The organism is Aquirufa sp. OSTEICH-129A (assembly GCF_054558355.1).
The window spans coordinates 549,624-575,813 of the sequence record NZ_JBPXKC010000002.1 but is presented as its reverse complement, the minus strand read 5'-3'; the positions used below and the strand labels follow the sequence as shown (position 1 = coordinate 575,813).

26 protein-coding genes and 4 tRNA genes are annotated in these 26,190 nt (G+C 38.3%); 4 read left to right on the top strand and 26 right to left on the bottom strand.

Features of this window, described 5'->3' with window-relative positions:
* Positions 1-16: 16 nt before the first annotated feature.
* The 6 genes from SKC36_RS06460 to SKC36_RS06435 all read right to left on the bottom strand — a co-directional run bounded on the left by SKC36_RS06460 (position 17) and on the right by SKC36_RS06435 (position 2,997).
* Positions 17-88, bottom strand: a tRNA-Thr gene (locus SKC36_RS06460).
* A gap of 86 nt (positions 89-174) precedes the next feature.
* Positions 175-247 (bottom strand) — tRNA-Gly (locus tag SKC36_RS06455).
* Between the two features lie 43 nt (positions 248-290).
* Positions 291-376 (bottom strand) — tRNA-Tyr (locus SKC36_RS06450).
* A gap of 101 nt (positions 377-477) precedes the next feature.
* The gene (locus tag SKC36_RS06445; protein WP_459454014.1) at positions 478-1,656 is read right to left on the bottom strand and encodes an outer membrane beta-barrel protein; all 1,179 of its coding nucleotides are present in this window, start codon (positions 1,654-1,656) and stop codon (positions 478-480) included.
* Positions 1,657-1,660: 4 nt separating this feature from the next.
* The gene (locus SKC36_RS06440) at positions 1,661-2,452 is read right to left on the bottom strand and encodes a hypothetical protein (RefSeq protein ID WP_459454015.1); all 792 of its coding nucleotides are present in this window, start codon (positions 2,450-2,452) and stop codon (positions 1,661-1,663) included.
* Positions 2,449-2,997: an RNA polymerase sigma factor gene (locus SKC36_RS06435; protein WP_459454016.1), complete on the bottom strand. Its 549-nt coding sequence runs from the start codon at positions 2,995-2,997 to the stop codon at positions 2,449-2,451. The genes SKC36_RS06440 and SKC36_RS06435 overlap by 4 nt, the downstream gene beginning before the upstream one ends.
* A gap of 105 nt (positions 2,998-3,102) precedes the next feature.
* On the opposite strand from SKC36_RS06435, the gene murI reads away from it, so the two are divergent.
* Positions 3,103-3,912 (top strand): glutamate racemase, encoded by an 810-nt coding sequence (murI, locus tag SKC36_RS06430; protein WP_459454017.1) that lies wholly within the window; start codon positions 3,103-3,105, stop codon positions 3,910-3,912.
* Here the strand turns inward: murI and SKC36_RS06425 are convergent, their stop codons facing one another.
* The 18 genes from SKC36_RS06425 to SKC36_RS06340 all read right to left on the bottom strand — a co-directional run bounded on the left by SKC36_RS06425 (position 3,913) and on the right by SKC36_RS06340 (position 22,113).
* Positions 3,913-4,200 (bottom strand): hypothetical protein, encoded by a 288-nt coding sequence (locus SKC36_RS06425; RefSeq protein WP_459454018.1) that lies wholly within the window; start codon positions 4,198-4,200, stop codon positions 3,913-3,915. It abuts the gene before it with no gap.
* Positions 4,193-4,732, bottom strand: a complete 540-nt coding sequence (locus SKC36_RS06420) for a DUF420 domain-containing protein (RefSeq protein ID WP_459454019.1) — start codon at positions 4,730-4,732, stop codon at positions 4,193-4,195. Before SKC36_RS06420 ends, SKC36_RS06425 begins: the two co-directional genes overlap by 8 nt.
* Position 4,733: 1 nt before the next feature.
* Positions 4,734-5,453 (bottom strand): SCO family protein, encoded by a 720-nt coding sequence (locus SKC36_RS06415; RefSeq protein ID WP_459454020.1) that lies wholly within the window; start codon positions 5,451-5,453, stop codon positions 4,734-4,736.
* A gap of 24 nt (positions 5,454-5,477) precedes the next feature.
* Positions 5,478-5,795: a cytochrome C oxidase subunit IV family protein gene (locus SKC36_RS06410; RefSeq protein WP_459454021.1), complete on the bottom strand. Its 318-nt coding sequence runs from the start codon at positions 5,793-5,795 to the stop codon at positions 5,478-5,480.
* A gap of 19 nt (positions 5,796-5,814) precedes the next feature.
* Entirely contained in the window at positions 5,815-6,582 is a 768-nt protein-coding gene (locus SKC36_RS06405; protein WP_459454022.1) for a cytochrome c oxidase subunit 3, read from the bottom strand.
* An 11-nt stretch (positions 6,583-6,593) separates the two neighbouring features.
* Positions 6,594-7,172, bottom strand: coding sequence for a cytochrome c oxidase subunit 3 (locus SKC36_RS06400; RefSeq protein WP_459454023.1), 579 nt, complete (start codon positions 7,170-7,172; stop codon positions 6,594-6,596).
* A gap of 4 nt (positions 7,173-7,176) precedes the next feature.
* The gene (gene cyoE, locus SKC36_RS06395; protein WP_459454024.1) at positions 7,177-8,025 is read right to left on the bottom strand and encodes a heme o synthase; all 849 of its coding nucleotides are present in this window, start codon (positions 8,023-8,025) and stop codon (positions 7,177-7,179) included.
* Between the two features lies 1 nt (position 8,026).
* On the bottom strand, positions 8,027-8,932 hold the full coding sequence (locus SKC36_RS06390; protein ID WP_459465248.1) for a COX15/CtaA family protein: 906 nt from the start codon (positions 8,930-8,932) through the stop codon (positions 8,027-8,029).
* Between the two features lie 71 nt (positions 8,933-9,003).
* Positions 9,004-10,908, bottom strand: coding sequence for a cytochrome c oxidase subunit I (locus tag SKC36_RS06385; protein WP_459454026.1), 1,905 nt, complete (start codon positions 10,906-10,908; stop codon positions 9,004-9,006).
* Between the two features lie 29 nt (positions 10,909-10,937).
* On the bottom strand, positions 10,938-12,023 hold the full coding sequence (locus SKC36_RS06380) for a cytochrome c oxidase subunit II (RefSeq protein WP_459454027.1): 1,086 nt from the start codon (positions 12,021-12,023) through the stop codon (positions 10,938-10,940).
* A gap of 32 nt (positions 12,024-12,055) precedes the next feature.
* Positions 12,056-13,417, bottom strand: a complete 1,362-nt coding sequence (locus SKC36_RS06375; protein WP_459454028.1) for a quinol:cytochrome C oxidoreductase — start codon at positions 13,415-13,417, stop codon at positions 12,056-12,058.
* A gap of 32 nt (positions 13,418-13,449) precedes the next feature.
* Positions 13,450-14,061 carry a c-type cytochrome gene (locus SKC36_RS06370; RefSeq protein WP_459454029.1) on the bottom strand — a complete coding sequence of 204 codons (612 nt, stop codon included), beginning with the start codon at positions 14,059-14,061 and terminating at the stop codon, positions 13,450-13,452.
* Positions 14,062-14,099: 38 nt separating this feature from the next.
* Entirely contained in the window at positions 14,100-14,621 is a 522-nt protein-coding gene (locus SKC36_RS06365) for a DUF3341 domain-containing protein (RefSeq protein ID WP_459454030.1), read from the bottom strand.
* A 28-nt stretch (positions 14,622-14,649) separates the two neighbouring features.
* Entirely contained in the window at positions 14,650-16,047 is a 1,398-nt protein-coding gene (gene nrfD / locus SKC36_RS06360) for an NrfD/PsrC family molybdoenzyme membrane anchor subunit (RefSeq protein ID WP_459454031.1), read from the bottom strand.
* A 32-nt stretch (positions 16,048-16,079) separates the two neighbouring features.
* Positions 16,080-19,127 carry a TAT-variant-translocated molybdopterin oxidoreductase gene (locus SKC36_RS06355; RefSeq protein ID WP_459465246.1) on the bottom strand — a complete coding sequence of 1,016 codons (3,048 nt, stop codon included), beginning with the start codon at positions 19,125-19,127 and terminating at the stop codon, positions 16,080-16,082.
* A 51-nt stretch (positions 19,128-19,178) separates the two neighbouring features.
* The gene (locus SKC36_RS06350) at positions 19,179-20,384 is read right to left on the bottom strand and encodes a cytochrome c3 family protein (RefSeq protein WP_459465244.1); all 1,206 of its coding nucleotides are present in this window, start codon (positions 20,382-20,384) and stop codon (positions 19,179-19,181) included.
* A gap of 214 nt (positions 20,385-20,598) precedes the next feature.
* A tRNA-Cys gene (locus tag SKC36_RS06345) sits at positions 20,599-20,669 on the bottom strand.
* Positions 20,670-20,862: 193 nt separating this feature from the next.
* The gene (locus tag SKC36_RS06340; protein ID WP_459454034.1) at positions 20,863-22,113 is read right to left on the bottom strand and encodes a metallophosphoesterase; all 1,251 of its coding nucleotides are present in this window, start codon (positions 22,111-22,113) and stop codon (positions 20,863-20,865) included.
* Positions 22,114-22,255: 142 nt separating this feature from the next.
* Here SKC36_RS06340 and SKC36_RS06335 point away from each other — a divergent pair, with 142 nt between their 5' ends.
* Positions 22,256-23,047, top strand: coding sequence for a Rossmann-fold NAD(P)-binding domain-containing protein (locus SKC36_RS06335; RefSeq protein ID WP_459454035.1), 792 nt, complete (start codon positions 22,256-22,258; stop codon positions 23,045-23,047).
* Here the strand turns inward: SKC36_RS06335 and SKC36_RS06330 are convergent.
* A complete protein-coding gene (locus tag SKC36_RS06330; RefSeq protein ID WP_459454036.1) occupies positions 23,044-24,237 on the bottom strand; it encodes a M20 metallopeptidase family protein in 1,194 nt (397 codons plus the stop codon). The genes SKC36_RS06335 and SKC36_RS06330 overlap by 4 nt on opposite strands.
* A gap of 111 nt (positions 24,238-24,348) precedes the next feature.
* On the opposite strand from SKC36_RS06330, the gene SKC36_RS06325 reads away from it, so the two are divergent.
* Positions 24,349-24,864, top strand: a complete 516-nt coding sequence (locus SKC36_RS06325) for an HNH endonuclease (RefSeq protein WP_459465242.1) — start codon at positions 24,349-24,351, stop codon at positions 24,862-24,864.
* A 2-nt stretch (positions 24,865-24,866) separates the two neighbouring features.
* On the top strand, positions 24,867-25,652 hold the full coding sequence (locus SKC36_RS06320) for a DUF2520 domain-containing protein (protein WP_459465240.1): 786 nt from the start codon (positions 24,867-24,869) through the stop codon (positions 25,650-25,652).
* Here the strand turns inward: SKC36_RS06320 and SKC36_RS06315 are convergent.
* Positions 25,645-26,130 (bottom strand): hypothetical protein, encoded by a 486-nt coding sequence (locus SKC36_RS06315; protein WP_459454040.1) that lies wholly within the window; start codon positions 26,128-26,130, stop codon positions 25,645-25,647. The genes SKC36_RS06320 and SKC36_RS06315 overlap by 8 nt on opposite strands.
* Between the last annotated feature and the right edge of the window lie 60 nt (positions 26,131-26,190).

Below are 26,190 nucleotides of genomic sequence, written 5' to 3'. Positions count from 1 at the left end.
AATTTTGGTATTTTAGAGCCTTTGAGCAGGATTGAACTGCCGACCTCTTCCTTACCAAGGAAGTGCTCTACCACTGAGCTACAAAGGCCTTTACCCTAGGGCCAATAGTAGGTCTTCTGGGCCCTACCAATGTAAAAATCGCCTATGAGTTTCCTCACAGTACGATGTTTATTGAGCGGGAGACGGGGCTCGAACCCGCCACCTATAGCTTGGAAGGCTATCGCTCTACCAAATGAGCTACTCCCGCTGATACTTTCAACACAAAAATTTGGTACTTTTCTGTGTGCGAATGGTGGGGACAGATGGATTCGAACCACCGTAGGCATTCGCCAGCAGATTTACAGTCTGCCCCATTTGGCCGCTCTGGTATATCCCCCTCTTTCTTATTTCAGTGAAACGTTTTACTGAAATAGTTCGCAAAAGTAGCTCAAATTTTGGTATCCACAAACACCTTGGTCAAAAATTTCTAAATTAATTTTATAATAATCTTAAACCAAAGCTAAATGCCTGCACATCTGGTCCTTTTCCCTTCTCAAATAACGGACTTAAATCATAAGAGAAAAATAAATCAGGGAAATGTTTCAAAGCAAATTCCGCTCGCACACCATATCTAATTTGATTAACAAATAAATTGGAGGTCGATTTATATAAATTGTCTGTTTTATCTTCCAAAGCTTTCGTATAACTATCTAGTCGGTATGAAACATATCCCCCCAAACCAATCATTTGAACCGAAGATTCTTTTGAATAGGTCCAATGTGGTATAATTGGTAATGTCAAATAACTAACCGTCATTTTGTTCTTGGAAAGAACGGTTTCGCCCCCATTGGCATTGAGAATAGGTTGAAAAATAATGGCATCATTCCCTTTTTGAATAATTCGATTATGATCAAACATGAAGTTGTACCAATCAAATTGCAAGCCATAACCTAGGTTGAATCTCGATTTTTTGCCACCACCCATTCGAATAGTTCGAGCAATTTCAATCCCTGCATACCTAGATCCTAAGGGTTTCAAAGCAAAATCCGTGGATAAAAGTGGTGCTGGAAATTGGGCAATACTGACTGCGGGTAAATTCCCTGAAGTTCCATTTAATCCCAAATAAAGATTTAAACCTTTTCTTTGATAAAAATTTCGATCTTTTGCTTGAATTTTAGTGGAATCCTTTCCCCAAATTACCCGGGTAACTTCATCACCCTCTTTTACCTGAACTCCATTCCAACCAACATGCACCTCCTCGTTGCCTTCTTTCACATGTATCCCGTTTATCCCCACGTTCACCTGTTTATTGTTGTTTCCTGGGGAACTGGCTCTTATGGTTTTAGTGGTGCTTAGTTCTTGGGTGCCATTAAATCCATTTTGATGTAATTTGATATTAACATTCCTTCCTCCAATGGTAACGACAATGGATGTGTCTTTGTCACTGTCAGCTTGTACCGCCTTACGAATACTTTGCCACAAACTATCTTCTAATACAATTCCATTTTTTGCAAATATTGCTTGCAATTCTTCCTTCAAGGATTTTTTTGAATTACTTGGATTTCCAATAATTTCTTGATTCCGCTTGTCTATCTTTAATAATAAGGAATCTTGCGTAGGTTTGGCCAATAAGCCTGTGCTGAATAGGATAAATCCTAAGATGAATAGATTTTTCATATACTTAAAATTGAAATGTTCTTTGTACTACTTGTTCGGTTTTGATATACGTATTCGCCACTTGGTGAATACTGTTTTCTAGTTTGGGGTCTCCCTGTTTTAACGTTTGCCAATCTACAGGTTCTCCATCGATAGCCTGTCTTAATTGTTTCACGACACGAGCAAACAAGGAATTTCTTTTTTTGCTAGGCTCCGGAACATAGCTATTTACTTTTTCTTGGTTGTTCGCTTGGCTAGGTTGAATGTCAATTAGTAATTCGACACTTTCTTCTTTCGCCAATAAAGCGGGATTTTCTTTTTCTGTACTTCTATTATCGGCTAAAATAATAGGGTTTGAATTGGGTTTATTTTCTTCAATGAATGGGCTAGACTTCAACTCCTCTGGTATTTCTTTCGAAACCGCTGAATGAATTTCACCTGGACTTATAGCTGTAGCATGCTTTGGATTTTCGACAGTTACTATTTGAATATTATCTTCCAAATTGCCTGTTGTAGCTAACTCATTTCTTGGCACTTGAATCTTGCTTGTCAATTTACTGGATACTTTTTCTCCCACTACCGGTGTATCTGTATTGGATAACTGCCACCAAGTTAATCCAAAGGAAATCAACAGAACTGCGGCCCATGACCATTGCCTACGATGAATGATAAAAGGGTATGCCTTTTTGTTTTTTTCATCAAGCTTCTTCTTCATTTGTTCCCATATAGCACCTGGCACTACCTCTTCATGAGAGTCTAGTTTTTCTCTCCAGTTTTTCTCAATGGAATCCCAATTGTCAACAGTCGATTTTTTCATGCTTGTAATTCCTTTAATTTACTCTGTAAAATTTGTCGGGCTCTTGAGAGCTGCGACTTGGATGTACCTTCTGATATTTGTAACATGTCCCCAATCTCAACATGTGAATAGCCTTCAATGGCATATAAATTAAATATCGTCCGGTAGCCTGGCGGTAATTCTAAAATCAAATTTTGAATTTCCTCCACTCCTAAATGCATTAGTGCATCTTCTGGATGTGCCACATCATAGGTTTCATCAATGTCCTGATCATAGCGATTAGCCGTTTTCCGAATCTTCATCAATGATTCATTCACCATGATTTTTCGAATCCAACCCTCAAAACTTCCTTGGCCCTGGAAGTTGTCTATTTTACTAAAGACCTTCATGAAACCTTCCATTAATGCATCTTCCGCATCTGGACCTACACCTAGATAGCGCTTACACACGGCCATCATCTTACCAGCATTGATTTGGTAGACAATTTGCTGAGCTCTCCGATCTTGTTTTTGGCAAGCTTGGATTAACTCTTGTTCGCTCTTGAAGGGTAGTAAAGTTTTACTCAATGATTATAGAACTTATTTGAACGTAAAGATGTGCATTAAACATAAATGGTTGCATGGGTTTGAAAAGATTTTCAAAATTCCTTTCTTTACGCAGATTTAACATGTATGCCAAACTCAGCACCCATTGGGATTTTTGATAGTGGAATTGGAGGCTTAACCCTTGCTCATGCCATTACAGAACTTATTCCTCAAGAACCTATTATTTATTTTGGGGATACCGCCCACTTACCTTATGGAGACAAATCGGCTACCGCTATCCAAGCCTATTCAGTTAAGATTTGTAATTTATTGCTAGAAAAAAACTGCAAATTAATTTTAATCGCTTGTAATTCAGCTTCTGCCGCAGCCTATGATTTAGTGAAAACCTATGTGGGCACGAAAGCGATTGTGGTAAATGTAATTGATCCAGTTATTCAGTATTTGGATCAACAATGGGCGGGTAAAACTCTTGGTCTGATTGGTACGAAGCAAACTGTCAATTCAGGAATTTATGCACGAAAGGCTGAAGCTTTGGGTAAAGACATCCATATTCAATCACTTGCGACTCCATTATTAGCTCCTATGATTGAGGAGGGCTTTTTTAATAATACCATTTCTGAGCAGATTATTAGGGAATATTTGGAACAAGACGTGCTAAAAAACATCGATGGTTTAATCTTAGCCTGTACCCATTACCCCTTAATCAAGTCTCAAATTGACCAATTTTATCAAGGCCGAATTCCAGTCATTGATACTTCTCAAATTGTAGCTCAAGAAATTAAACGTATACTGGATCAACAAGATTTGTCGATTCAAGCAGGTGAAACAGGTTCTAGGCAATTTTTTGTGTCTGATTACACGGATTCTTTTGAAAAGTCTACGCAGATATTCTTTGGAGAGGCCATTAAGCTGACCCAATATCCTATCTGGGATTAATTATTGACCCAAGATTTGACTTACCTTTTGTTTGATTCTCCACTTTGCTATTCTTTCTTGTTGTTCCTTTTTACTTTGACGGAACCATAAAAAAGCGATAGCACCTACTAATAAATAGGGAGCAGATAATAAATATAAAATTCCGGTATTTAAACCTGTCGCAATATTAGTTCGTCCATTTGAAATGCTACTTTCTACAGTGGTACGGCACATGGCACATTGAGCTAAACCATCGAATTGACTTAGCAAGAAAAATAAAAAGAATACAAGTATTAACTTTTTAGACATAATAAGGGGCAATTAATAAGTAAACCAAAACACCTGTTACACTTACATACAACCAAATAGGATAGGCCCATTTCACTAATTTCTTATGGGAATCAATTTGATCTGTTAAGGCATAAAATATGGCCTTCAATACCAATCGAACAACACCGATAGAAAGTAAAATATGAGAAAATAATAGAATATAATAGGTTGGTCTTAACCATCCTGAACCACCAAATTTGGTAGGCTCATTGGAAATATGATAGCTAACATACGAGACTAAGAAAAGGCTTCCTAGAATGAATGCCACACCCATCAATTTACGGTGCAAATCTATATTTTTATTTTTGATAGCAATAAAACCTAAAACTAATATGATGGAGCATGTGGCATTTAAAACGCCATTAATATGGGGAAGGATTTTTGTCCAAGTACCTAAAGGAAGTTTGGTTTGAATCGCATTTAATAAAGCTACTGCTATGGGAATAACCAAAGATAAGATGTTAACTATTTGGTTATTTTTCGGTGTATTTTCAATCTTATATGCTGCCATATTATTTTTCACTTTCGTAAATACTTTTTAATACTTTAATTTCCATCATCAAGCGATCTACGTCTTTTTTATCAGTACCATTGTAGAAACCTCTGATGTGTTTTTCTTTATCTATTAATATTAACCTTTCAGAGTGGATAAATGTTTCATCTGGATTTTTAATTGCCTGGTCATATTCAGATGCATCTGCAAGGGGTACATGAAATCCTTTAAGTGCTAAGGGATAAATCGTTTTCTTATCTCCTGTCAAAAAATACCATTTACCGGCTTTGGCATCAAATCGTTTGGCATAGGCAGCCAATTTTTCTGGTGTATCATATTTCGGGTCCACCGAAATGGATAATAATTTAATATCAGAATCTTGACTAAATGTATCTTGAAGTCTACTAACCTGTGAGGTGATTTTTGGACAAATAGTTGAACAACGAGTGAAGAAAAAGCTCGCGACGTAAATTTGATTGTCCAAAACTTTAGATGAAAATGGAGCTCCTTTTTGATCTACTAACTGAAATGGGGGAATACGGAAAAATACAGTATCCATGTCAGATTCATTCCAACGAGGATTGACCCTTTTTTCCATTTTGACTTCTCCAGTGGTGGAGTCAATTTCTGGAATGTACCTAGGTAATTGAAAATGATTATTGCCAAATTCGTGCAGGCCTAAATATATTAAGACAGGCACTATTAAAATGGTTAATAAAATGCCTGTCTTTTTAGTCATGCGCCAATAAGAGTTTAAGATCTACTAATACAAATGACCACCTTCGTAGATCAATGCGATTAGTAACCATACAACGAAAATAGTAGGTACTAAAACAGCCCAGATAAGGGTTTTAACTTCATGCTTTAAGTGCATAAACTCACCTACTATATAAAAAGCTTTAACGATGGTCATGCCAGAGAAAATGGCTACACGTAATGTATTAGCCGGTAATGTAAAGGCAATAACGAACTCGATTGCTGTTAGAATTAAAAGAATCCAAAAAGTTTTCCAAATCGCAGCAGTTTGTGGAGCTGGAATTTCTTTTTCTGAGGTTTCGTGTGCAGTAACGTGCGAAGCCATATGATTGGTGAATTAAATATTAAACAAGATAAAAGAAGGTAAATACGAATACCCAAACAAGGTCTACAAAGTGCCAGTATAAACCTACTTTTTCAACCATTTCATAATGACCTCTACGCTCATAAACTCCTGTAGCGGCATTAAAGAAAATTAATATGTTAAGGATTACTCCTGAAAATACGTGTGTTCCGTGGAAACCTGTAATGAAAAAGAATAAGTCAGCAAAGGCAGGAGGGCCATATGGGTTACGAACTAGATTAGCTCCTTCTATAGGTGTCATTACTCCATCTACCAGTTGTTTTGCTGCTAAAGATAAATCCTCTGGGCCATGAATGAAGTGACTCCACTCCCAAGCTTGAGAACCTAAGAAGGTGAAACCTCCTACAATAGTCCAAAGCATCCACTTTTCTACATCTTTACGATCTCCACGATGACCAGCTTCAACAGCTAATACCATAGTAACGGAAGATGCAATCAAAATGAAGGTCATGATTCCTACGAATACCAAGGGTAATGCAATGCCATGTAAAAATGGTACTGCTTCAAACACTTTTTCTGGGATTGGCCAGTGTTGTGTTGAAAAGTAGAAATCACTTGGACTTCCTTCCCAAGCTGGCTGACTGAAACGAATCATTCCATAAGTCACCAAAAGTGCCGAGAATGTAAAGGTGTCAGAAAGTAGGAAAAACCACATCATTAGTTTTCCATAACTAGCTTTAAGAGGTTCAGAACCACCTGTCCAGGTTAAATTTTCAGGAACAGAAGGGGCAGCGTGTGCAACTGACATGAGGTAATAGCTTAATTGTTAAACACTAAAAATAAAAATAAATATATCCACAAGGCATCTAAAAAGTGCCAGTAGGTGGAACAAATTTTAATTTGAGTTAGGGCCTTGGCATTGATTTTCATTCGGAATGCAGCTACTAGGGCTACTATCAAAACAATTAATCCTGAGATTAAGTGTAGACCATGAAGACCTGATAATACATAAACAAAGGACCCTGATGGATTACCCACGAAATAAACGTTCATTTCGACCAATTGTATCCATCCGAAATATTGTAATACTAAAAACAATAATCCGAGCACAAAAGTAATAGAAATACTTATTCTTAACGCATTAAATTGGTCTTTTTTTGCTGCCAATAATGCAAAATGCATAGAAGCACTACTTAGGAGTAATACGACTGTGCTTATCCAAAATAAATTAGGCAGCTGAAACTCGACCCAGTTACCCTCTGCTTTACGCACTAGGTAAGCACTCGTGAAGGCCGCAAAGAGCATGATAATAGATACAATAAACAACCACATCGTGAATATTTTTGGGTTCACCGAACGTGTTGCTTTTACTTCTATAGAATTGGTTTCTGCGTTCATGATATTAAATTTTATCAAATAAAAAGGCAATTTGTACTATGAGTAAATAGAAAAAAGATCCAAACATCATCCATTTTGCGGCTTTATCGGTAGGACGCATCATTAAATAAAAAGTTTGGCAAAGGAATAAGGAACCAGCTATTACCGCAATAATCGCCGATTGAATTCCTGTCATGTGCAATAAATAAGGCACAAGGCCCAGAGGTACTAAAAAGATCGTATAAATCATGATGGTGAAAGCCGTTTTCATGTCTTTCTTTCCATCATTAGGTAGCATTTTGAATCCGGCTTTTTTATAATCTGCATCTGCCACCCAGGCGATAGCCCAGAAGTGTGGGAATTGCCAGAAAAATTGTATGGCAAATAATATACCAGGTTCCCAACCAAATTCATTGGTGGCTGCAAGCCATCCTATCATCGGAGGAAAGGCTCCAGGAATAGCTCCAACAAATACTGAAATAGGCCCAACTCGCTTTAAAGGAGTGTATACAAATCCATATAAAATATACGATATGAAACCTATAACAGCGGCTTTCCAGGATAAATACCCTAGCAATCCCAAGGAAATGATTAATATAATTATGCCATAAATTTTGGCTTGCTGTGGACGTAGGACTTCGGTAGGCAATGGTCTTTTTGCGGTCCTTTTCATTAATTTATCATAATCAATTTCTTTTAATTGATTTACAATATTGGCTGCTCCTGTGAGTAAGTAACCTGCTAATGAAATGAGTATGATATGAAAAGTTGTATGTTCAATCGGTGCCAATAAATAGCCAAATGTACCAGAGAAAGCTACCGTAATGGATAGTCTGGATTTCAGTAAAGCTATATATGGTTTTATGCTTGACATTTTATGCTTTTAAACTCGTTTTAATCCAAGTGTTCATGTGTAATCCTAAAATGACGAGTGAAATGGTTAAATGTATAGCTTGACTACCTAAAGGTAAACTGACATAGGCCATTAAAACTCCTGTTAGTAAGGATATACTAAGAAAAACTAATAAGTAGGTACTATAGTTTTTTATTGAACTAAAATTTGATTTTTTTATTTTGTACCACAGTATTAAGTGACCAATTACTAATACCCAAGAAAATGTTCTATGGATGATGTAAATGATGCCTAAGTGGCTAACCCATTCCGATTTAGCATTTTCTCCCCATTGAACAATTACATGGTCCATCTCCTCTCTAACCTGTGTCCCTAATACAATTTGTATTACACAGATAAATAAATTGATTAGCATCCAAGTACGGATAGTCGGACTCACTTCAATTCTGCTTTGTTTTACTTGTAAGGCTTTTAAAAGCAAAAAGAGTACTCCTATGCTCAATAACATGTGTAAGGTCACTACACCAGGTAATAGAAATGAATCAACCACATATTTCCCCAAAACAGCGTTGCCCAAAACGAGTAATAAAGCTAGGAAAGATAAAATGAATTCTTTCTTTCCTGTTTTATAAGCTAATATGGTTGTTATTAATACAAATAAACCTGTTAAAGCACCAATGAGGCGATTGATGTATTCTATCCAAGTTTTTGTTGGATTGAATAAGATTTCACCGTGTAATTTTTCTTTGTAGGTGATTTCGTAATGAAGCGGTAATTCCGATTCTTTGGTTGGAGGAATGAATCTTCCAAAACATTTTGGCCAATCCGGACATCCCATGCCAGATCCCGTACTTCGAACGATTCCTCCTGCTAATATGAGTAGGTAGATACAGAGCAAAGTAACAAAGCCAAATTTATGGAATGTCATGGTTATAGGGAGAAAAAAAAAGATGCATCCAAATGAGATTCATTTCGATGCATCTTTTAGGTTATTGGTTTTTATCGGTTGTAACTCTCGTTCTGAGCCGCTAATAAACTTTCAATTTCCTTTTCTTTTGCAATTTCATCATTCTCTTCAGGTAGATTTGATTCTGGAGTTGCAGAGTGAGGGATCGTTTGAGGGATGAAATCCGCCTCAGAACCTGGTTTACTGTAGTCGTAAGGCCAACGATAAACTGCAGGAATTTCTCCTTCCCAGTTTCCGTGTCCAGGTACAATTGGCGTAGTCCATTCCAAGGTATTTGATTTCCAAGGATTTTGTGTTGCACGCTTTCCTTTAAAAATAGAATAGAAGAAGTTGATAAAGAAAATAGCTTGAGCCGTAAAAGTAATAATAGCGGCAAAAGATATGAATGCATTTAAATCTGTGAAAGCTGCTTGACTATCATTTCCTAAAGCGGTGAATGAATAGTAACGTCTTGGGAAACCAGCAATACCTGTGTAGTGCATTGGGAAAAATACAGAGTATACACCCACAAAAGTGAACCAGAAGTGAATATATCCTGCTGTTTTGTTCATCATGCGACCAAACATTTTAGGGAACCAGTGGTATACCCCAGCCATTAAGCCAAAGAATGATGCAGCACCCATTACCAAGTGGAAGTGAGCCACGACAAAATACGTATCGTGTAAGTTGATATCTAAAGCAGAGTTTCCTAAAATGATTCCTGTTACACCACCTGAAATAAACAAGGATACAAGACCAATAGAGAATAACATGGCTGGTGTAAATACGATATTACCTTTCCATAGGGTGGTAATGTAGTTAAATCCTTTCACTGCCGATGGTACAGCAATAATTAAGGTTAAGAACATAAATACCGATCCTAAGAATGGATTCATACCAGTAACGAACATATGGTGAGCCCACACAATGAAGGCTAGTACAGTAATACCCATCATTGAACCAATCATAGCACGGTAACCGAAAATAGGCTTACGAGCATTGGTTGCGATAACTTCTGAAGTCATACCTAATGCAGGTAATAATACGATGTATACCTCAGGGTGACCTAGGAACCAGAATAAGTGTTGGTACAAGATTGGGCTACCTCCCATATTTGGAAGCGCTTGACCTTGAATATAGATTTCTGATAAGTAGAATGAAGTTCCAAAGCTACGGTCAAAAATCAACAATAATGCAGCAGATAATAATACAGGGAAAGATAATAAACCTAACACCGCTGTAAAGAAGAATGACCAAATGGTTAATGGCATTTTAGTAAATGTCATACCACGAGTTCTCAAGTTAATAATAGTACAGATGTAGTTAATACCACCCATCAATTGAGATACAATGAAGAGAGCCATACTAGTAAGCCATAGCGTCATACCTAATCCTGAACCAGGCATGGCTTGAGGTAAGGCACTTAATGGTGGATAAATTACCCATCCACCCGATGCTGGACCTGTTTCAATGAACAAAGAAGAGAACATGATTACGGATGACAAGAAAAAGAACCAATATGATAACATATTGATAAATCCAGATGCCATATCACGGGCTCCAATTTGTAAAGGAATCAAGAAGTTAGAGAAAGTTCCTGAAAGACCAGCAGTCAATACAAAGAATACCATGATGGTACCGTGCATGGTTACTAAGGCTAAATAAAATTCTTTGTCTAATTTACCAGACTCGTCAATCCACTCACCTAATACAGGTCTTAACCACTCTAAACTCATATCTGGGAAACCTAATTGCAAGCGGAAGATGATGGATAATGCTCCCCCGATGAAAGCCCATAGGATACCAGAAATTAAATATTGTTTTGCAATCGTCTTATGATCTTCTGAAAAGATGTACTTACGGATAAAACCAAGTTCATGATGTTCATGCTCGTGATCATGACCATGATCGTGTCCATGAGCGATAACTTCTTCAGTAGTTGATACGGCTGTTGACATAGGTATTATTTTTTCTAATTGCTTTCTAATTATTTGACACTTACAGCTTCACTAGCAGTACTATCCGTGGCAATCGGTTCTGCTGGAATATATTTACTTGCCTTCGCTTTTAAATTCTCTGGTACCTTAGATAAGTACGCAGGATTCATGGTTAAGAATGGTTTTTGTTCTGATACCCATTTTTTATAATCTTCTGGCTCATCTACGAATACAGTAATAGCCATTCCAAAGTGACCACGACCACAAATTTCTGTACAGTTTAATTTAAAGTTGAAATCACTCTTACCTAATTTAGCACGCATCTCATCCGTAGAAATAGTTGGAGTAAACCAGAACTTCGTTGGCATACCAGGAACAGCATCCATTTTTACACGGTGGAAAGGAAGATATACCGAGTGTAATACATCTTGAGCTCTGATTTTTAACAATACAGGTACGCCTTTTGGAAGGTGTAATTCACTTGCTGTAAAATCGTCAAACGTATTTTTATCTGTAAAATCTAAACCTAAACTGTTGGTTTCGTCAATTAATTTATAGTTAATGTTTCCTAATTGACTATCATCATTACCAGCATATCTAACATACCAGCCAAATTGATGTCCCGTTAATTCGATAACAACCGCATTGCTTGGCGCTTGAGAAGTAATATCTCTCCAAGTTCTCCAACCTGTGAAAACCAAGATGGCCATTACAATCGCTGGAATGATTGTCCAGATGATTTCAAGCTTGTGATTAACTGGATAGAAGGTAGCTTTTCTGTTTTTATTGTTGCGATACTGGAACGCAAAAAAGAACAATAACGAGTTCGTTATGAAAAAGGCAAATGTTACTACTGCCATTGAAATCCAAAACATGGAGTCTGTTTTTACTCCGTGAGCAGAAGCTGCTTCTGGAAGGAAATCAGGTTGTGAATGCAAGAAAGACCATACCCCAGCAATAGTTCCAAACAGCCAGAATAATAAGAATCCAACAGCATTGGTATTATTATGTGAATCTAGAGCAGAATCTGACTCATTTTCACCACTAAGATTTTTGTTTAGCTTCAAACTTTTGCTGATTACAGTAATCGCTAAGATGAAGAATACAACGGATAAAAGACCAACTAGGTAATTCATATGTTTTATTTGTTAGGATCTTACTTAAAATATTAAATATCGTGGTGAACTGCTTCTGGTAAGAATGGGTGGTTTTTAGCTATTAATGAAGCTTTTGTTAATTCATCAGTGATGATGTAAATAAAAGCAGAAGCAAAAATAGTAACCATTCCAAACTCGACTAAACCGTATCCTGCATGGCCCCCTAAAACACCCGGCATAATCATTTGATAGAAATCAATATAATGTCCAACAATGATAAAGAATGCCGCAATTTTTAAGAATATACGAGTTCTTTTTGCGTCACGTGTCATAAGAACTAGGAAAGGGAAGAAGAAGTTTAAGAAAACCATCAAAATTTCTGAAGTTTTATAAATTTTGTTGTGTCCTTCCCAACGCTCTAAGAAATAAATGATCTCTTCAGGCATATTGGCATAGTAAATCAATAAGAATTGCTCAAACCAAACATATGTCCAGAAGATAGAAAATGCGAACATTAACTTTCCTAAATCATGTAAGTGATTCTCGTTAACATAAGCCATATAGCCTTTATCTTTTAATAAAAGGATGGTTAAAGTAATTACTGCCAATCCTGTAACGTGCCAAGATGAGAACATATACCAACCAAACATGGTAGAGAACCAGTGAGTATCGATGGACATTACCCAATCCCAAGCAAACATTGAACTAGAGGCTCCAAATACTACTATGAATGCAGTAGATATGCGCACTAATTGGGTGAATAGATCTGTGCCACCAATTAAATCTTCTTCTAAAGATTTTTTACGTAGTACTGTCCATAAACCAATCCATAGTGCAAAAAATCCAACTAGACGAACGATGAAGAAAGTCTTGTTCAAGTAACCTGCCTTTCCTGCAATGATTTTATCATAATTTTCACTTCCTACTTCTGTTACACCATGGTGCATCCAGTGGAAAATAGCGTCTCCTTTAAAGAAGAATACGGCCAATAAAATAGGTAGGGTGATGTATAAAAATTTAGGGAATGCTTCTGGCACACGTTTCATCACTGAAGACCAACCTGATTTGGTTAGGTATTGCAATGAAACGAAGAACATACCAATAACGGCTATACCAGTAAAGAAAACGGCATTTAACCATACGTTGGCCCAAATACGGTTGGTCCAATCATAATGTTCTTCTGCAGCAGGTTGGTGGGAAACCGCTCCGCCTGAAAGGTGTTCTGAGGCAGCTTCATGTCCTGCTTTTACAGCATCATGACCTGCATTGGCAACTTCGTGGCCACCAGCCTCACCTTTGGATAAAAGATATATTCCAAGCACTAAAGCTACTACTCCGGCAATGAAAGCATAAATAACTCTTTTTTTGCCTTCAGAAGTGAATTCAAAATGCTCTTCAACGTTTGCTGGGGAAAAATGTGAGTGTCCCGCCATTTTATCTGGTATTTTAATTTTTAATAATTGAACTATTGTTTTTGTAATTCATGTACATAAAGTACAATTTTCCAACGATTGGCTGAGGTGATTTGTGAGCCATGAGGCCACATTCTTCCTTTACCATGTGTAATCACGTGGTAGATATGACCATCGTTCAAGGTTTTTAATGCGTCGCTTGAGTATACTGGTACTCCTTTGTACATTTTAGCAACCAAACCATCTCCTTTACCTGTTTCACCGTGGCAGTGCTGGCAATATCTTTCGTATTGTAATTTACCTGCCTCAATATTTTCAGGTGTTGCAGCTAAAGGATTTTTCAAAGCTGCAGCTGAATAGGTAATGCTATCGTTTGGAATAGTTCTTGAAATCAAATCTTGATGTAATAATTCTTTTTGTAAGGAATCATTTCCGGTGAATTTGCTTCTTGCAATCGTACCTGCAACAGGTTGACGCATATTCATGCCGTATGGATTGATTGTATTGGTATCGCCATCTGTTTGAGTCATTGGCTCATAAGCAACGGAATGGTACATGTTTGGAGCAAATTCTGTTCCTGTATCATTGTGGTCGTCACTACAAGAGGACAATAAGCCTAAGGCTAAACCAGCAAATAAAACGAATTGGTATCTTGGATTCAACATTTTGTTATGCTTCTTCGTGAACAATTGTTCTTGGTTAATTATTTAACATTTACTTCAATCGCACCTGAATCTTTCAAGGCTTTCTTGATATCGTCGGCACTTACTTTTTTGTTTTTGTCAACATTGATTGCCATAACAAATTTATCGTCCGTGATTCTAAGATCAAGTAGGTCAGGTTGGTTACCAGGATAAAGGTTATTGGAAATACAAAAGGTTGTTACCAATCCAAATGCGGTAAACAATACCGTACCTTCAAAGCTTACTGGAATCCAGTTTGGTAAGGCAAAAAAGTCTTTACCTCCAATGATCATAGGCCAATCAAAAACCATTGTATAGCTGATCAATGAAAGGGCACATGTTAATCCTAGTACGCCAAATAAGAAGGCTGCAATAGGAAGGCGTGTACGCTCATGCCCAACAGCACGATCCAGTCCGTGAATAGGAAATGGAGTGAATACGTCTTCAATTTTGATGCCTTTGGATTTTACCTCGCTAACTGCGTGCAATACCTCATCTTCATCATCGTATACACCTAAAATGTAGTTAGTTGTCGAACTCATATCGTTTTAATTTCGAATTGCTAATAATTTATTCTTCGGTTTTTTTCGTTGCTTTTTTCTTTTCTGGAAAATTGCTAGACACACCTTTCATTACTGATTTTACCTCAGCCATATTTACAACTGGTAAATATTTAGCAAATAAGAAGAATAGTGTAAAGAATAAACCGAAAGAGAAAATGTAATCTCCAATATCATACATGGTAGGAGAGAACATAGCCCATGATGAAGGCAAGTAATCTCTGTGCAAGGATGTTACGATAATTACAAAACGCTCGAACCACATACCTACGTTTACAACGATAGATAAGAAGAAGCTCACCATTAAGTTGGTACGGATGGCTTTTGACCAGAATAATTGCGGAGAGATAACGTTACATGTCATCATCATCCAATATGCCCACCAGTATGGACCTGTTGCACGGTTAATGAAAGCATAACTTTCATATTCTACCCCAGAGTACCAAGCTATGAAAAACTCAGTTAAGTAGGCAATACCAACCACAGAACCCGTTACCGTGATAACGATGTTCATCATTTCAATATGCTCTATTGTGATATAATCTTCTAATTTGAAAACTACACGAGTGATTAACAATAAAGTTTGTACCATGGCAAATCCAGAGAAAATCGCTCCAGCCACGAAATATGGAGGGAAGATGGTCGTATGCCATCCCGGGATTACCGAGGTAGCAAAGTCCATGGATACAATGGTGTGAACTGAAAGTACCAAAGGAGTGGAGATACCAGCCAAAATTAATGACATGTACTCATAACGAGCCCAAGTCTTAGATGAGCCTGTCCAGCCTAAGCTGAATAAACCATACCAAAACTTACGTCCTTTTGTAGTTGCACGGTCACGAATCGATGCTAAGTCAGGTACTAAACCCATGTACCAGAATAATAAGGAAACAGATAAATATGTAGAAATCGCGAATACGTCCCAAACCAAAGGAGAGTTAAAGTTAACCCAAAGTGATCCGAAAGCATTGGGAAGTGGTAATGCCCAATGAGCTAACCATGGGCGACCCATGTGAGCTAAGATGAATGAGGCAGCACAAAGTACGGCAAAAATGGTCATCGCTTCCGCTGATCGGTTAATGGAGGTTCTCCATTTTTGACGGAATAATAACAATACGGCAGAAATCAACGTACCGGCGTGACCAATACCCACCCACCATACGAAGTTGGTAATATCCCATGCCCAACCTACTGTTTTATTTAGACCCCAAACACCAATACCTTGCCACCAGGTATAGAATAGGCAGTAAGCTCCATAGATAAATACAAGGGAGGATATACCGAAGGCCCATTTCCATTCTTTGGTGGGTTCCCCTTCTACCTGCTTGCAAATATCGTGGGTAACATCGGAATAAGATTTGCCACCAGTAACTAGTTTCTCTCTTATGGGTGATACAACGTGCGACATATTTTTATTTACTTTTTAATACGATTGATTAATTATGCTTCTTTTTTAACGTCCTTGTTACGAACCTTCATTAAGTAAGAGATGTTTGGCTTCACGTTAATCTCTTCGATAACTCCGTAAGCTCTTCCTTCTTTCTCAATAGCTAATAATTTAGAAATTTCAGAAGCAGGATCGTTCATGTCACCAAAGGTAATTGCATTGGTTGGACAAGATTGAGCACAAGCAACCTGGATCTCTCCATCGATTGGTCTTCTTTTTTCTTTCTTCGCTGTCAACTTACCTTCTTGGATACGTTGAACACACATAGAGCATTTTTCCATTACTCCACGTGAACGAACTGTCACGTCAGGATTGATTACCATACGTCCCAAATCATTATTGAAATGGAAATCAAAATCATCAGTTTGGAAATAACGGAACCAGTTGAAACGACGAACTTTATATGGACAGTTGTTAGCACAGTAACGAGTACCGATACAACGGTTATATGTCATTTGATTTAGACCCTCTGTTGAGTGAGTCGTAGCCAATACTGGACAAACAGTCTCACAAGGAGCATTGTTACAGTGTTGGCAAAGCATAGGTTGGAATACAACCTCTGGATTATCTGATGCTACCTCTAAGCCTTTTAAATCTTCCACCTCTGCATCAGAAGAATAATAACGGTCAATGCGCATCCAGTGCATTTCACGACGGTTGATAACCTCTTGACGACCTACTACCGGTACGTTATTTTCTGCCGAACATGAAACCACGCAAGCCGAACAACCTGTACAAGTATTTAAGTCAATCACCATACCCCAAGCATGGTTATTGTATTGGTGACCATTCCAAAGTGTTAAATCAGTAGCATTTTTCTTGCCTTCTGATGTAGCAACAGTCGGATTGAAACGTCCTGATTGAGGATTCTTAACAAATTCTCCTAAAACAGTCTCTTGAATCACTGCCTGACGGGCCATCACCGTGTGGTGAGTTTGAGTCTGAGCAATGTCTTTAGTTTCTCCCGTTGGGCTTAGCGATACGCCTTGAGTACAGGTACCTACGCAAGCACCATTGATCTCTGAAATAAATGGATAGGCATTTACACCCACACCATCTGCTGATTTTCCAGCTTTTGTTCTACCATAACCAATAGCTATAGCAATGGTATCTTGTGCTTGACCTGGTTGAACTAACACAGGTAAACTAACTTCATATCCTTTAGCAGCTACTTTCACTACATCGCCTTGTTTCAAGTTCAATTTAGTGGCGGTAGGTTGCGAAATAGATGCGTAATTATCCCAACATGCTTTAGATACTGGCTCAGGGAATTCTTGTAACCAAGGGTTATTGGCTTGAGATCCTGTACCTAAACCAACTTTTTCATATACTGAAATTTCTAATCCAGTAGAATTAGCGGTATAAGCTTTTGAAATAGCTGCTGCAGCGGCGTTAACATCTACAGAAGGTACCGCACTAGAAATACTCACTGCATTTGGTTGGAAAACTCCATCATGCAAAGCATTTTTCCATTGTACAGCACCAGCTTTTAAAATAGTTGATTCCCAGTTACGCTCTAAATAAGAAGCATAATCCCCATTCAAACCTGCCCAAGTTAAGAAACTTGATTGAGCTTGACGAGTTTTGAAGATAGTCGAAATGGTTGGTTGAGTTAAGGAATAGAAACCTGCTTTTGGTTCTGCATCATTCCAAGACTCTAAGTAATGCGAATCAGGTGCAATGAATTGGCATAATGAAGCAGTTTCATCAGCACGTTCATTGGTAGCTAAACTAACCTCTACTTTTGGTAGTGCAGTAGCCAAAGCGGCACCCATTGGGTGGTTGTAAACTGGGTTGGCATTGTAGAAAATGACAGCAGCAATTTTACCTGCACCTGCTTCTTTAATGAAATTAGCCATTGCCATATCATTACCTTGGCGGTAATTAACAGCTACACCTGTATTGATAGTAGTACCATAAGCACCTACTAAGGCATTGATGGCTACAACTACTTTTTGTACTTCAGGATCATTTGAACCAGCCACAACGATTGAAGCACCTTTAGAAGCAACTAAATCTTTAGCAGCCTTATCTAGGTGATCAATTTTAATGGAAGCTCCTGCTAATGCTGCGGCACCAGTTAATTTGGCAACAGCATTGTATAAGCTAATTACGACCAAACCCTCTTGCGATGGTTTGTAAGCCGAACGGTAGTCGGCATTTGCTCCAGTATTGGATAAGATGGTCTCAAACTGATAATGACGAGACATCTCTTTTTTGCCATCTTTTGCAGAACCTACACGACGGGTTTCTGCCCATTGTGCTGCGAACTCCGTAGGAGCCACCCAAGTACCTAAGAAATCAGCTCCAACCGAAACTATGGTTTTAGCTTTACTGAAATCAATACTTGGAAGAATTCCACCATGTGCCTGTGTTAAGCCGTAAGCTGGGTTAGCATCATAAACAACATGTTGTGTAGTTGGATATTTAGCTGTGAATTCTGCAATCACCTTTTTAGTAGTTGGAGAAAGGATGGTATTAGAAACGATTCTAATTTGACCTCCTTTAGAAGCAACGGCAGCTAATTTAGCTGTGAATTCTTTATCTAATTGAGCCCAATCAGCAGCTTTAGCACCAATTTGTGGACCCTTTAATTTCTCGTTGTCATAAAGACTCAATACGGAAGCGTGAGCTCTACCAGAAAGAACACCTTTCGAAACAGCAGAAAGTTTATTTCCTTCAATTTTGATAGGACGACCTTCTCTAGTTTTTACTAGAATGGAAGCGTATTCACCTCCATCTGTATACGTAGAAGCATACCAGTTAGCAATGGTAGGTTCTACATCTACTGGTTTGTTCAAGTAAGGAATGGTTTTCTTTACTGGAGCCTCGCAAGCAGCTAATGAAACTGCTGCTACACCGAATCCCAACATTTTAAGAAAATCACGACGATGAGTTCCTGAACCATCCACCAGGGCTTCCCCTTTAGAATCGTTCTCCGATGGCATATTGCCAAACTCGTTGTGGATATTTTTTACAAACGATGGTTCATTGGTTAACTCCTCAATCCCTTTCCAATACCTCTTGTTCGAATTTTCCATATAATCTTTCTTATTCAGACTAAAATTGAATCTATTATGACGCGTATACTATTAATAGTGGCACTTAGAACATTCTAAACCGCCAATGTTTTGAACTTTAAGGGGTGTCTTGCTATCCTTATTGTGAACCTCAACCAACTTGTCGTAATAGGCATTGCCTTTTGCATTTACGTCAGTATTGCGGTGACAATCAATACACCATCCCATGGTTAAAGTAGAACGTTGCTCTACTACTTCCATTTTCTCAATTTCTCCGTGACAGTTTTTACACTCCAAATTACCCACATTGGTATGTTGTGAGTGATTGAAATATGCTAAGTCTGGAAGGTTGTGTACACGAACCCATTGAATTGGCTCGTCTTTCTCAAGTGCTTGATAGATTTTTTGAATTTCAGGGGACTCTCTTTTAATGGCATTATGGCAGTTCATACAAATGTTTGCAGAAGGGACGTTAGCGCCTTTACCTTCGTATACACCTGTATGGCAATAGTTACAGTTGATCTGATATTGTCCAGCATGCAATTTGTGAGAGAATTTAATCGGTTGCTCTGGCGCATATCCTTGGTGAATACCCACTCCATAAGCGGCATCGATGGTAGCCTTACCACCTAATAATAAGGCAAAAATGATGATTCCAGTTTTTACTGCTGAGTTCGCGGCTAATTTCTTAGCATTCTCAGCAATTCTTTTCATCAATGGAGCTTCAGCGTCAGCCTCTCCACCAGCTAATTTACTTAGCGTGCTTACGATTGAAAGTAAAGCAATCAAAACGAAAACCATGATTACTAATAAGCCAACTAATAATACTTCCATCATACCACCTGAACTAGCAGCAGCAGCTGGCGCAGCAGCACCCGCAGGGGCAGCACCGGCAGCAGGAGCAGCAGGAGCTGCATTAGAAGCATCAATATAGGCTACGATGCTCTTAATTTGACCTTCTGTAAAGTTAGGGTAAGGAGTCATCGCTGCCTTGTTGAACTTGTTGTAAAGATCATTGGCATATTTGTCTCCAGAAGCAATAACAGCTTGTGGATTATGTACCCATTTCACGATCCATTCGATCGGTCTGCGTTCTCCAATGCCTTTTAAACCTGGACCAACTAGTACATCATCTCCACTGCTATGGCAAGCAGCACAGTTGTTTTTAAACAATGTTTCACCTTCTGCAGCGTCTTGCGCTAAAGTCGCATATGTGGATGCAGACAAAAACAGAAATGAGAAAAGGAACTTAACGAGCGTAAAATTTTTGCGAATCATGTTTGAAAATCTCCTATTTATTCAGTCCGCAAAACTACAATTCGAATTTTTAGGAAACAATTTATTTGCCATTCAATTTCAGTAATTTTTAAGCTTTAGCCTGCTATTTAGAATTTTTCAAAATAAGGCAAAGTTGAAATTTGAATATTTTGACAATTAATTGCATAAAACCCATTAGGCATAAAAAAACCTCCCAAACTGGGAGGTTTTTGGGAGGTTTCGAGCGGATTCGAACCGCTGTAGAAGGTTTTGCAGACCTCTGCCTAGCCACTCGGCCACGAAACCATCGTTTTGGGGACACAAAATTAGGTCATTTTTGTTTAAATGCCAAGTGTTTTTTAATTGTTTGGGGAAGTTAAGGAGATAAAAATCAGTTTTTCAGCTAAAATGAAGCTATTGGCTAATTTTCCACGTGTATTCCTTTTCAACTCTTTGGTTCATTTAAGAAAGGTCCCTGTGATGGAGCATTCTATTTCTATTATGCCCTAGTTAAGGTGAATACAGAAATCTCGGGAGGCATTCCTACGCGTCCAGGATATCCTATATACCCAAATCCGCGATTCACATATAATTGTTGTTTTCCTTCCTGGTATAAGCCTGCCCATTGTTTGTATACATATTGAGCTGGAGACCATTTAAAATCACCCACCTTTACTCCAAATTGCGTTCCATGGGTATGGCCAGCAAAAGCCACATCAATGTCCTGATATTTTTCAGTTACTTCCGCATTCCAATGCGTCGGGTCATGAGACAATAATAATTTTGTACTTGCCTCCTCTGTCCCTTGGTGAGCTTTTGCTAAATTTCCATACCAAGGAAAACGACCAACTCCAATATTTTGAACACCAATCAATGCCAACTTTTCGCCGGACTCTTCGATGATTTTATTTTCATCCATCAATAGATTCCAACCCATCAATTCATGCGCTTTCATTAAATCTTGTAGATTTTGCTTTTTAGCTTGAGGAGTTTTCCAGCGTACATAATCACCATAATCGTGGTTACCTAAAGTACTATAAACCCCTAATGGGGCACTCAATTTGGAAAACATCTGAAAATAGTCTTCCACTTCTGTTGCTTCATTATTCACTAAATCACCTGTAAAAAAAAGCAAGTCGGCCTTCTCCCGCATGACCATCTCTACCCCTCCCTGCACCGCTCTTTTATTGTAAAAACTTCCTGAGTGAATGTCGGAAAGTTGGGCAATGCGCAGGCCATCAAATGACTTGGGGAGGTTTGGGATTTTTAAACTAATATTTTCAACTCGGTAGTCATGTGCACCCGAAAGTATGCCAAAGGTGAAGGTGGCTGCTGGTACGGCCCCTACCACCAATGCTGTTTTAGATAAAAATTCACTTCGACTGATTTGACCTGGTGCAGGTTCGCCCGGAATGATATCTAAGTTTTTATTGGCAAAGGCCCAGCGAATGATGCGGGTAATATCTTCAATAAATAGAAATATAACTACGAATAACTTTGATACCACCGTTATCATGACACTAGCCATAAAAAAAGTACGAACCGTTTTATTCCAATAGCTTAAGGGAAGAAAATTGTATCCAACGATTCCTAGAATGACTAAGGTTGAAATGGACCAATATACCCAACGAATGGTTTGTTGGGTGGATTGACTTTGCTGTTGAAAGCCTGTTTTGAATGCTTGCCAGACATAATAGTCAATGGCAAGTATCAACAAACTCATCAAGGGTATAAATAATAATTTATTCATGTCTAAATTTAGGATAGCAAATAGAGGTAATTCAAGGAATTATCAAAAATATTCTGGACAAGCGGTGTTTAAGCCAGGATAATCCTCCTTAAATTGCTGACTTAACGGCAAATAGGGATATTTTGTTCCCGCATGTACACATATGTTTGATATTTCTATTTTAGGTGGTGGCTGGGTGGGAGTTCCTTTGGCTGAAAATTTGGCTCAAAAGGGCTATTTAGTGCAAATTAGTCAATCCTCTCAAACTCAATCAATTCAGAATAAAGCTATTCATGTTGAGGCATGGAGAGCGGATGTCAATCTTTCTCAACAGGCTTGGGAGCCAATATTACAGGCTAAAATTTTAATTTGGACCATTCCTCCACGTAGAAAGCAGCATGGGGATACATTTTATTTAGATGTTTTAACTGATTTTGTTCGTTTGGTCAATCAAAGAAAATACCAGCAAGTGATTTTTCTTTCTTCCACATCCATTTATAAATCGGAGAATAAAGCTGTCGATGAAGAATCACCCGTAGAATTTAATTTGATGAATCAGGCGGAGCAGTTAATCAACCAAATAAAAAGTCCAGTACTAATTCTACGCTTGGGTGGTTTAATGGGAGGAGAGCGGTATGTAGCCAAATATTACGCGGGTAAGCAAGTGCCAGCAGCCAATCACTTGGTTAATTATGTTCACCGCAGCGATGTTCTACAAATAATTCATGGATGTATTCAGGTTTCATTAGCCGATACATGTAATGTGGTGGCACCTTTGCATCCAGTAAAAGCTGATTTGGTCAAGGAAGAGTGTCAAAGACGGAAGTTGAATATGCCATTAGATTATATAGAAAGTAGCGAACCCATGAAATGGATTAGCTCCCAAAAAATAATCCAGGCATTGAATTATTCATTTCAATACCCGGATCCCATGTCATTTCCGATCGAAAATTAAGCCAAGTTTAATTCTTGTATGGCCAACCATGCCATTAGTCCTGGACCTACATTCAGGGCTTTTTCATCAATGTTAAAATTTGGGGTATGTACTCCATTTATAATTCCTTTTTCATCATTTCTGGTTCCTAATCGATAAAAACAGGCATCAACATGATGCGTATAAAAGGCAAAATCTTCTGCCGCCATCCAAATATCTAAATCAATGACATTTTCTGCTCCCATATATTCTATGGCAGCTTCTTTCATTCGACGAGTCAATTCTGGATTATTTTTTAGAAATGGGTATCCTTTCAATACAAAAAACTCACAAGAACCTCCCATGGATTCAGCGATGCCTTCTGCCAATTTTTTCATTTTAGCCAAACCATCTGCTCTCCATTCTTCGTCCATGGCACGGAATGTACCTTCAATTTTTACTTCATTCGGTATAACATTCGTCGCACCCTCAGCAATGAATTTTCCAAAACTTAGCACCGAAGGGAGTCTTGGGTTTTTATTTCTGGAAATGATTTGCTGCATGGCAATAATAATATGGGAGGCAATCACGATGGGGTCAATACATTGGTCGGGCATAGCTCCATGCCCACCTTTACCTTTGACAGTTAAATACAATTCATCTGCACTAGCCATGTACATTCCTTCTCTAAATCCAACCTTACCTACTGGAATATTGGTGGCTACGTGTTGACCTAAAATACCTGAAGGAGTCGGATTACTTAGTGCTCCTTCTTGAATCATGATGCTGGCACCTCCGGGAGCTTTTTCCTCGGCAGGTTGAAAAAGCAATTTAATGGTTCCTTCAAATTCATCTTTAACAGATTGCAAAATACGGGCACTTCCCAATAATGAAGACGTATGTACATCATGCCCACAGGCATGCATGACACCTGGATTTTGGGATTTATAAGGAACATCATTTGTCTCTTGAATGGGTAGTGCATCCATGTCGGCCCGTAATGCCACCACTTTTTTACTTGGGTTTTTGCCTTCAATGATGGCAATAACTCCAGTATTGGCTATACGCTGTGTCGGGATACCTAATTCATGCAATTGTTTTTCCACATAACTTTGTGTTTCAAATTCATGGAAGGAAAGTTCAGGGTTGGCGTGTAAGTGACGGCGTGCAGCTATATTAGCACTGGCCTGTTGCTCAGCTAGTTCCTGTATCTTTTTAAGTAGGCTCGACATATTAAAATTTAATTTTTTACAAATCTACAAAATATTGCTTCAAAGAGTTTTTTTCTTAACTTTAAAGACAAGGGATGTGTAGGAGAGTATTCACCTTTAATCTTTTGTCCTATGAGTCGGAAAGTTTTAGTTTTAAACCAAGATTATAGTGCATTAACCATCTGTTCTATGCCTAAGGCCTTTTTATTGGTCTATTTAAATAAGGCGGAATTGGTTGCGGAGTCGACGACCGAAAAACTTCATTCTATTTCCCAAACTTTCCCCTTTCCATCTGTGATTCGACTGAACCGATATGTCTATTTTCCTTACAAGGGAGTGGTTCTTAGTCGGCAAAATATTTTTAAGCGAGATGATAATATGTGCCAATATTGTGGCTCGAGGGATCATTTGACCTTAGATCATGTTATTCCAAAATCAAGGCAAGGGCGTACTTCTTGGGATAATTTAATCACGGCATGTAAGTATTGTAACTCAAAAAAAGGAGACCTTACTCCCGAAGAGGCAGGAATGACTTTAAAGCGAAGACCATTTAAACCTTCCTTTGTTATGTTTTTGCGGAATTTTTCTGGAATTTTGGATCAACAATGGATTCCATTTGTCGGATCTAAAATGGAACAAATCGTTTAAGCATGAATATTTCTTTTATTGGTTCTGGTCATGTGGCCTGGCATTTATCGCAGGCTCTTGAAAATGCAGGTCATAGTGTTCAAGAAGTTTTTAGTAGAGACCCTGCTAAAGCGAAAGATTTAGTCAGTTATTTATACAATGCCAAAGTCCAGGAGCACTTGGATTTTTCAGAATCAAAATCCAGTGTATTCTTTTTTTGCGTTCCAGAATTAGCATATCCCACTGTTTTAAAGGAATTAATCCTTCCTAAATACGCGACTCTTTTACTGGTTTCAGGTACAGTTCTTTTATCTGAAGCGTCCATTTGGTATGATCCAGCCCGAGAAAGTACCAACCAGTTGGCTATATTTTTCCCCGTACAGCATTTGCAAAGCGGAAGGAAAATCAATTTGAGTCACATGCCTATTTGCCTAGAGGTGATGGTTGAGGAGACGGAGCAAGTCCTAGTTCAATTGGCTCGAGATGTGACTGATGCCATGTATTTGGTGAATGGGGAGGAAAGAAAGAAAATTTACCTGTCCATGCTCTTGGCAGGAACCTTTACCCAGCAACTCTGGGCAGAGGCTAGTAAATTATTGCACTCCATCGAATTGGATACTTCTTTATTGCAAGGCTTGATCCAAAACTATGTACAATCTTATTTTAAGAATTTACCTGTTTCTAGCCAAATAGAAGCCAGCGCACTACAAGATGGCCGAATGGTATTTGAGCAACAAGGATTTTTGTCAAGCGTTGAACTACAAGAGGTTTATCGAAACATGGTTCAACATATAGTTAAGACTACTTGATCAAAGGCTTATCTATATTCAAAACGATTTGCGATTTGCTGAATCCTAACAGGATAACATCTTTCTTTTTATCGATGAAGATGTAGTAAAGGCTATCTCCTGCTGTATTTTTTTGAATGCTAGGGGGGATTTCTTGTTTTATGGATAAACTGTAATCTAAGGCATCCAACACTTCCTGAATTTTTCTGTCCTTGTTTTGTTGTTTTAGGTCAAGGGCTTTGCCGGATTGGATTCTAATTTGAAATTGCTTGGCAATGCTATCTAGGCCCAATTTATTAGAGGGACTTTCAATAAGCTTTTGAATTTCTTGGCCCCAAGTATCCGCTTTGTTAACAATATCCTGTGGTAGAATTCGCTTTACTTGTCGACTTTTCATTTCTTTTACCGCAGCAGTAGTATCGATGCGCTTGGAGAAATCACAAGATTGAAGCGAAAGGATGCTTGAAACTAGGCAAGAGAAAAGAAGTGTTTTTTTCATGGGGTGAAATTTGTTGTACAAAGGTATTCTATCCAAGCAGAAAGGGCAATGAATTTAATT

Bases quoted from the DNA above. Each gene is read 5' to 3' on its own strand.
- SKC36_RS06445 (WP_459454014.1), bottom strand. From the start codon at position 1,656: ATGAAAAATCTATTCATCTTAGGATTTATCCTATTCAGCACAGGCTTA.
- SKC36_RS06440 (WP_459454015.1), bottom strand. From the start codon at position 2,452: ATGAAAAAATCGACTGTTGACAATTGGGATTCCATTGAGAAAAACTGG.
- murI (WP_459454017.1), top strand. From the start codon at position 3,103: ATGCCAAACTCAGCACCCATTGGGATTTTTGATAGTGGAATTGGAGGC.
- SKC36_RS06425 (WP_459454018.1), bottom strand. From the start codon at position 4,200: ATGTCTAAAAAGTTAATACTTGTATTCTTTTTATTTTTCTTGCTAAGT.
- SKC36_RS06420 (WP_459454019.1), bottom strand. From the start codon at position 4,732: ATGGCAGCATATAAGATTGAAAATACACCGAAAAATAACCAAATAGTT.
- SKC36_RS06415 (WP_459454020.1), bottom strand. From the start codon at position 5,453: ATGACTAAAAAGACAGGCATTTTATTAACCATTTTAATAGTGCCTGTC.
- SKC36_RS06410 (WP_459454021.1), bottom strand. From the start codon at position 5,795: ATGGCTTCGCACGTTACTGCACACGAAACCTCAGAAAAAGAAATTCCA.
- SKC36_RS06405 (WP_459454022.1), bottom strand. From the start codon at position 6,582: ATGTCAGTTGCACACGCTGCCCCTTCTGTTCCTGAAAATTTAACCTGG.
- SKC36_RS06400 (WP_459454023.1), bottom strand. From the start codon at position 7,172: ATGAACGCAGAAACCAATTCTATAGAAGTAAAAGCAACACGTTCGGTG.
- cyoE (WP_459454024.1), bottom strand. From the start codon at position 8,025: ATGTCAAGCATAAAACCATATATAGCTTTACTGAAATCCAGACTATCC.
- SKC36_RS06390 (WP_459465248.1), bottom strand. From the start codon at position 8,932: ATGACATTCCATAAATTTGGCTTTGTTACTTTGCTCTGTATCTACCTA.
- SKC36_RS06385 (WP_459454026.1), bottom strand. From the start codon at position 10,908: ATGTCAACAGCCGTATCAACTACTGAAGAAGTTATCGCTCATGGACAC.
- SKC36_RS06380 (WP_459454027.1), bottom strand. From the start codon at position 12,023: ATGAATTACCTAGTTGGTCTTTTATCCGTTGTATTCTTCATCTTAGCG.
- SKC36_RS06375 (WP_459454028.1), bottom strand. From the start codon at position 13,417: ATGGCGGGACACTCACATTTTTCCCCAGCAAACGTTGAAGAGCATTTT.
- SKC36_RS06370 (WP_459454029.1), bottom strand. From the start codon at position 14,061: ATGTTGAATCCAAGATACCAATTCGTTTTATTTGCTGGTTTAGCCTTA.
- SKC36_RS06365 (WP_459454030.1), bottom strand. From the start codon at position 14,621: ATGAGTTCGACAACTAACTACATTTTAGGTGTATACGATGATGAAGAT.
- nrfD (WP_459454031.1), bottom strand. From the start codon at position 16,047: ATGTCGCACGTTGTATCACCCATAAGAGAGAAACTAGTTACTGGTGGC.
- SKC36_RS06355 (WP_459465246.1), bottom strand. From the start codon at position 19,127: ATGGAAAATTCGAACAAGAGGTATTGGAAAGGGATTGAGGAGTTAACC.
- SKC36_RS06350 (WP_459465244.1), bottom strand. From the start codon at position 20,384: ATGATTCGCAAAAATTTTACGCTCGTTAAGTTCCTTTTCTCATTTCTG.
- SKC36_RS06340 (WP_459454034.1), bottom strand. From the start codon at position 22,113: ATGAATAAATTATTATTTATACCCTTGATGAGTTTGTTGATACTTGCC.
- SKC36_RS06335 (WP_459454035.1), top strand. From the start codon at position 22,256: ATGTTTGATATTTCTATTTTAGGTGGTGGCTGGGTGGGAGTTCCTTTG.
- SKC36_RS06330 (WP_459454036.1), bottom strand. From the start codon at position 24,237: ATGTCGAGCCTACTTAAAAAGATACAGGAACTAGCTGAGCAACAGGCC.
- SKC36_RS06325 (WP_459465242.1), top strand. From the start codon at position 24,349: ATGAGTCGGAAAGTTTTAGTTTTAAACCAAGATTATAGTGCATTAACC.
- SKC36_RS06320 (WP_459465240.1), top strand. From the start codon at position 24,867: ATGAATATTTCTTTTATTGGTTCTGGTCATGTGGCCTGGCATTTATCG.
- SKC36_RS06315 (WP_459454040.1), bottom strand. From the start codon at position 26,130: ATGAAAAAAACACTTCTTTTCTCTTGCCTAGTTTCAAGCATCCTTTCG.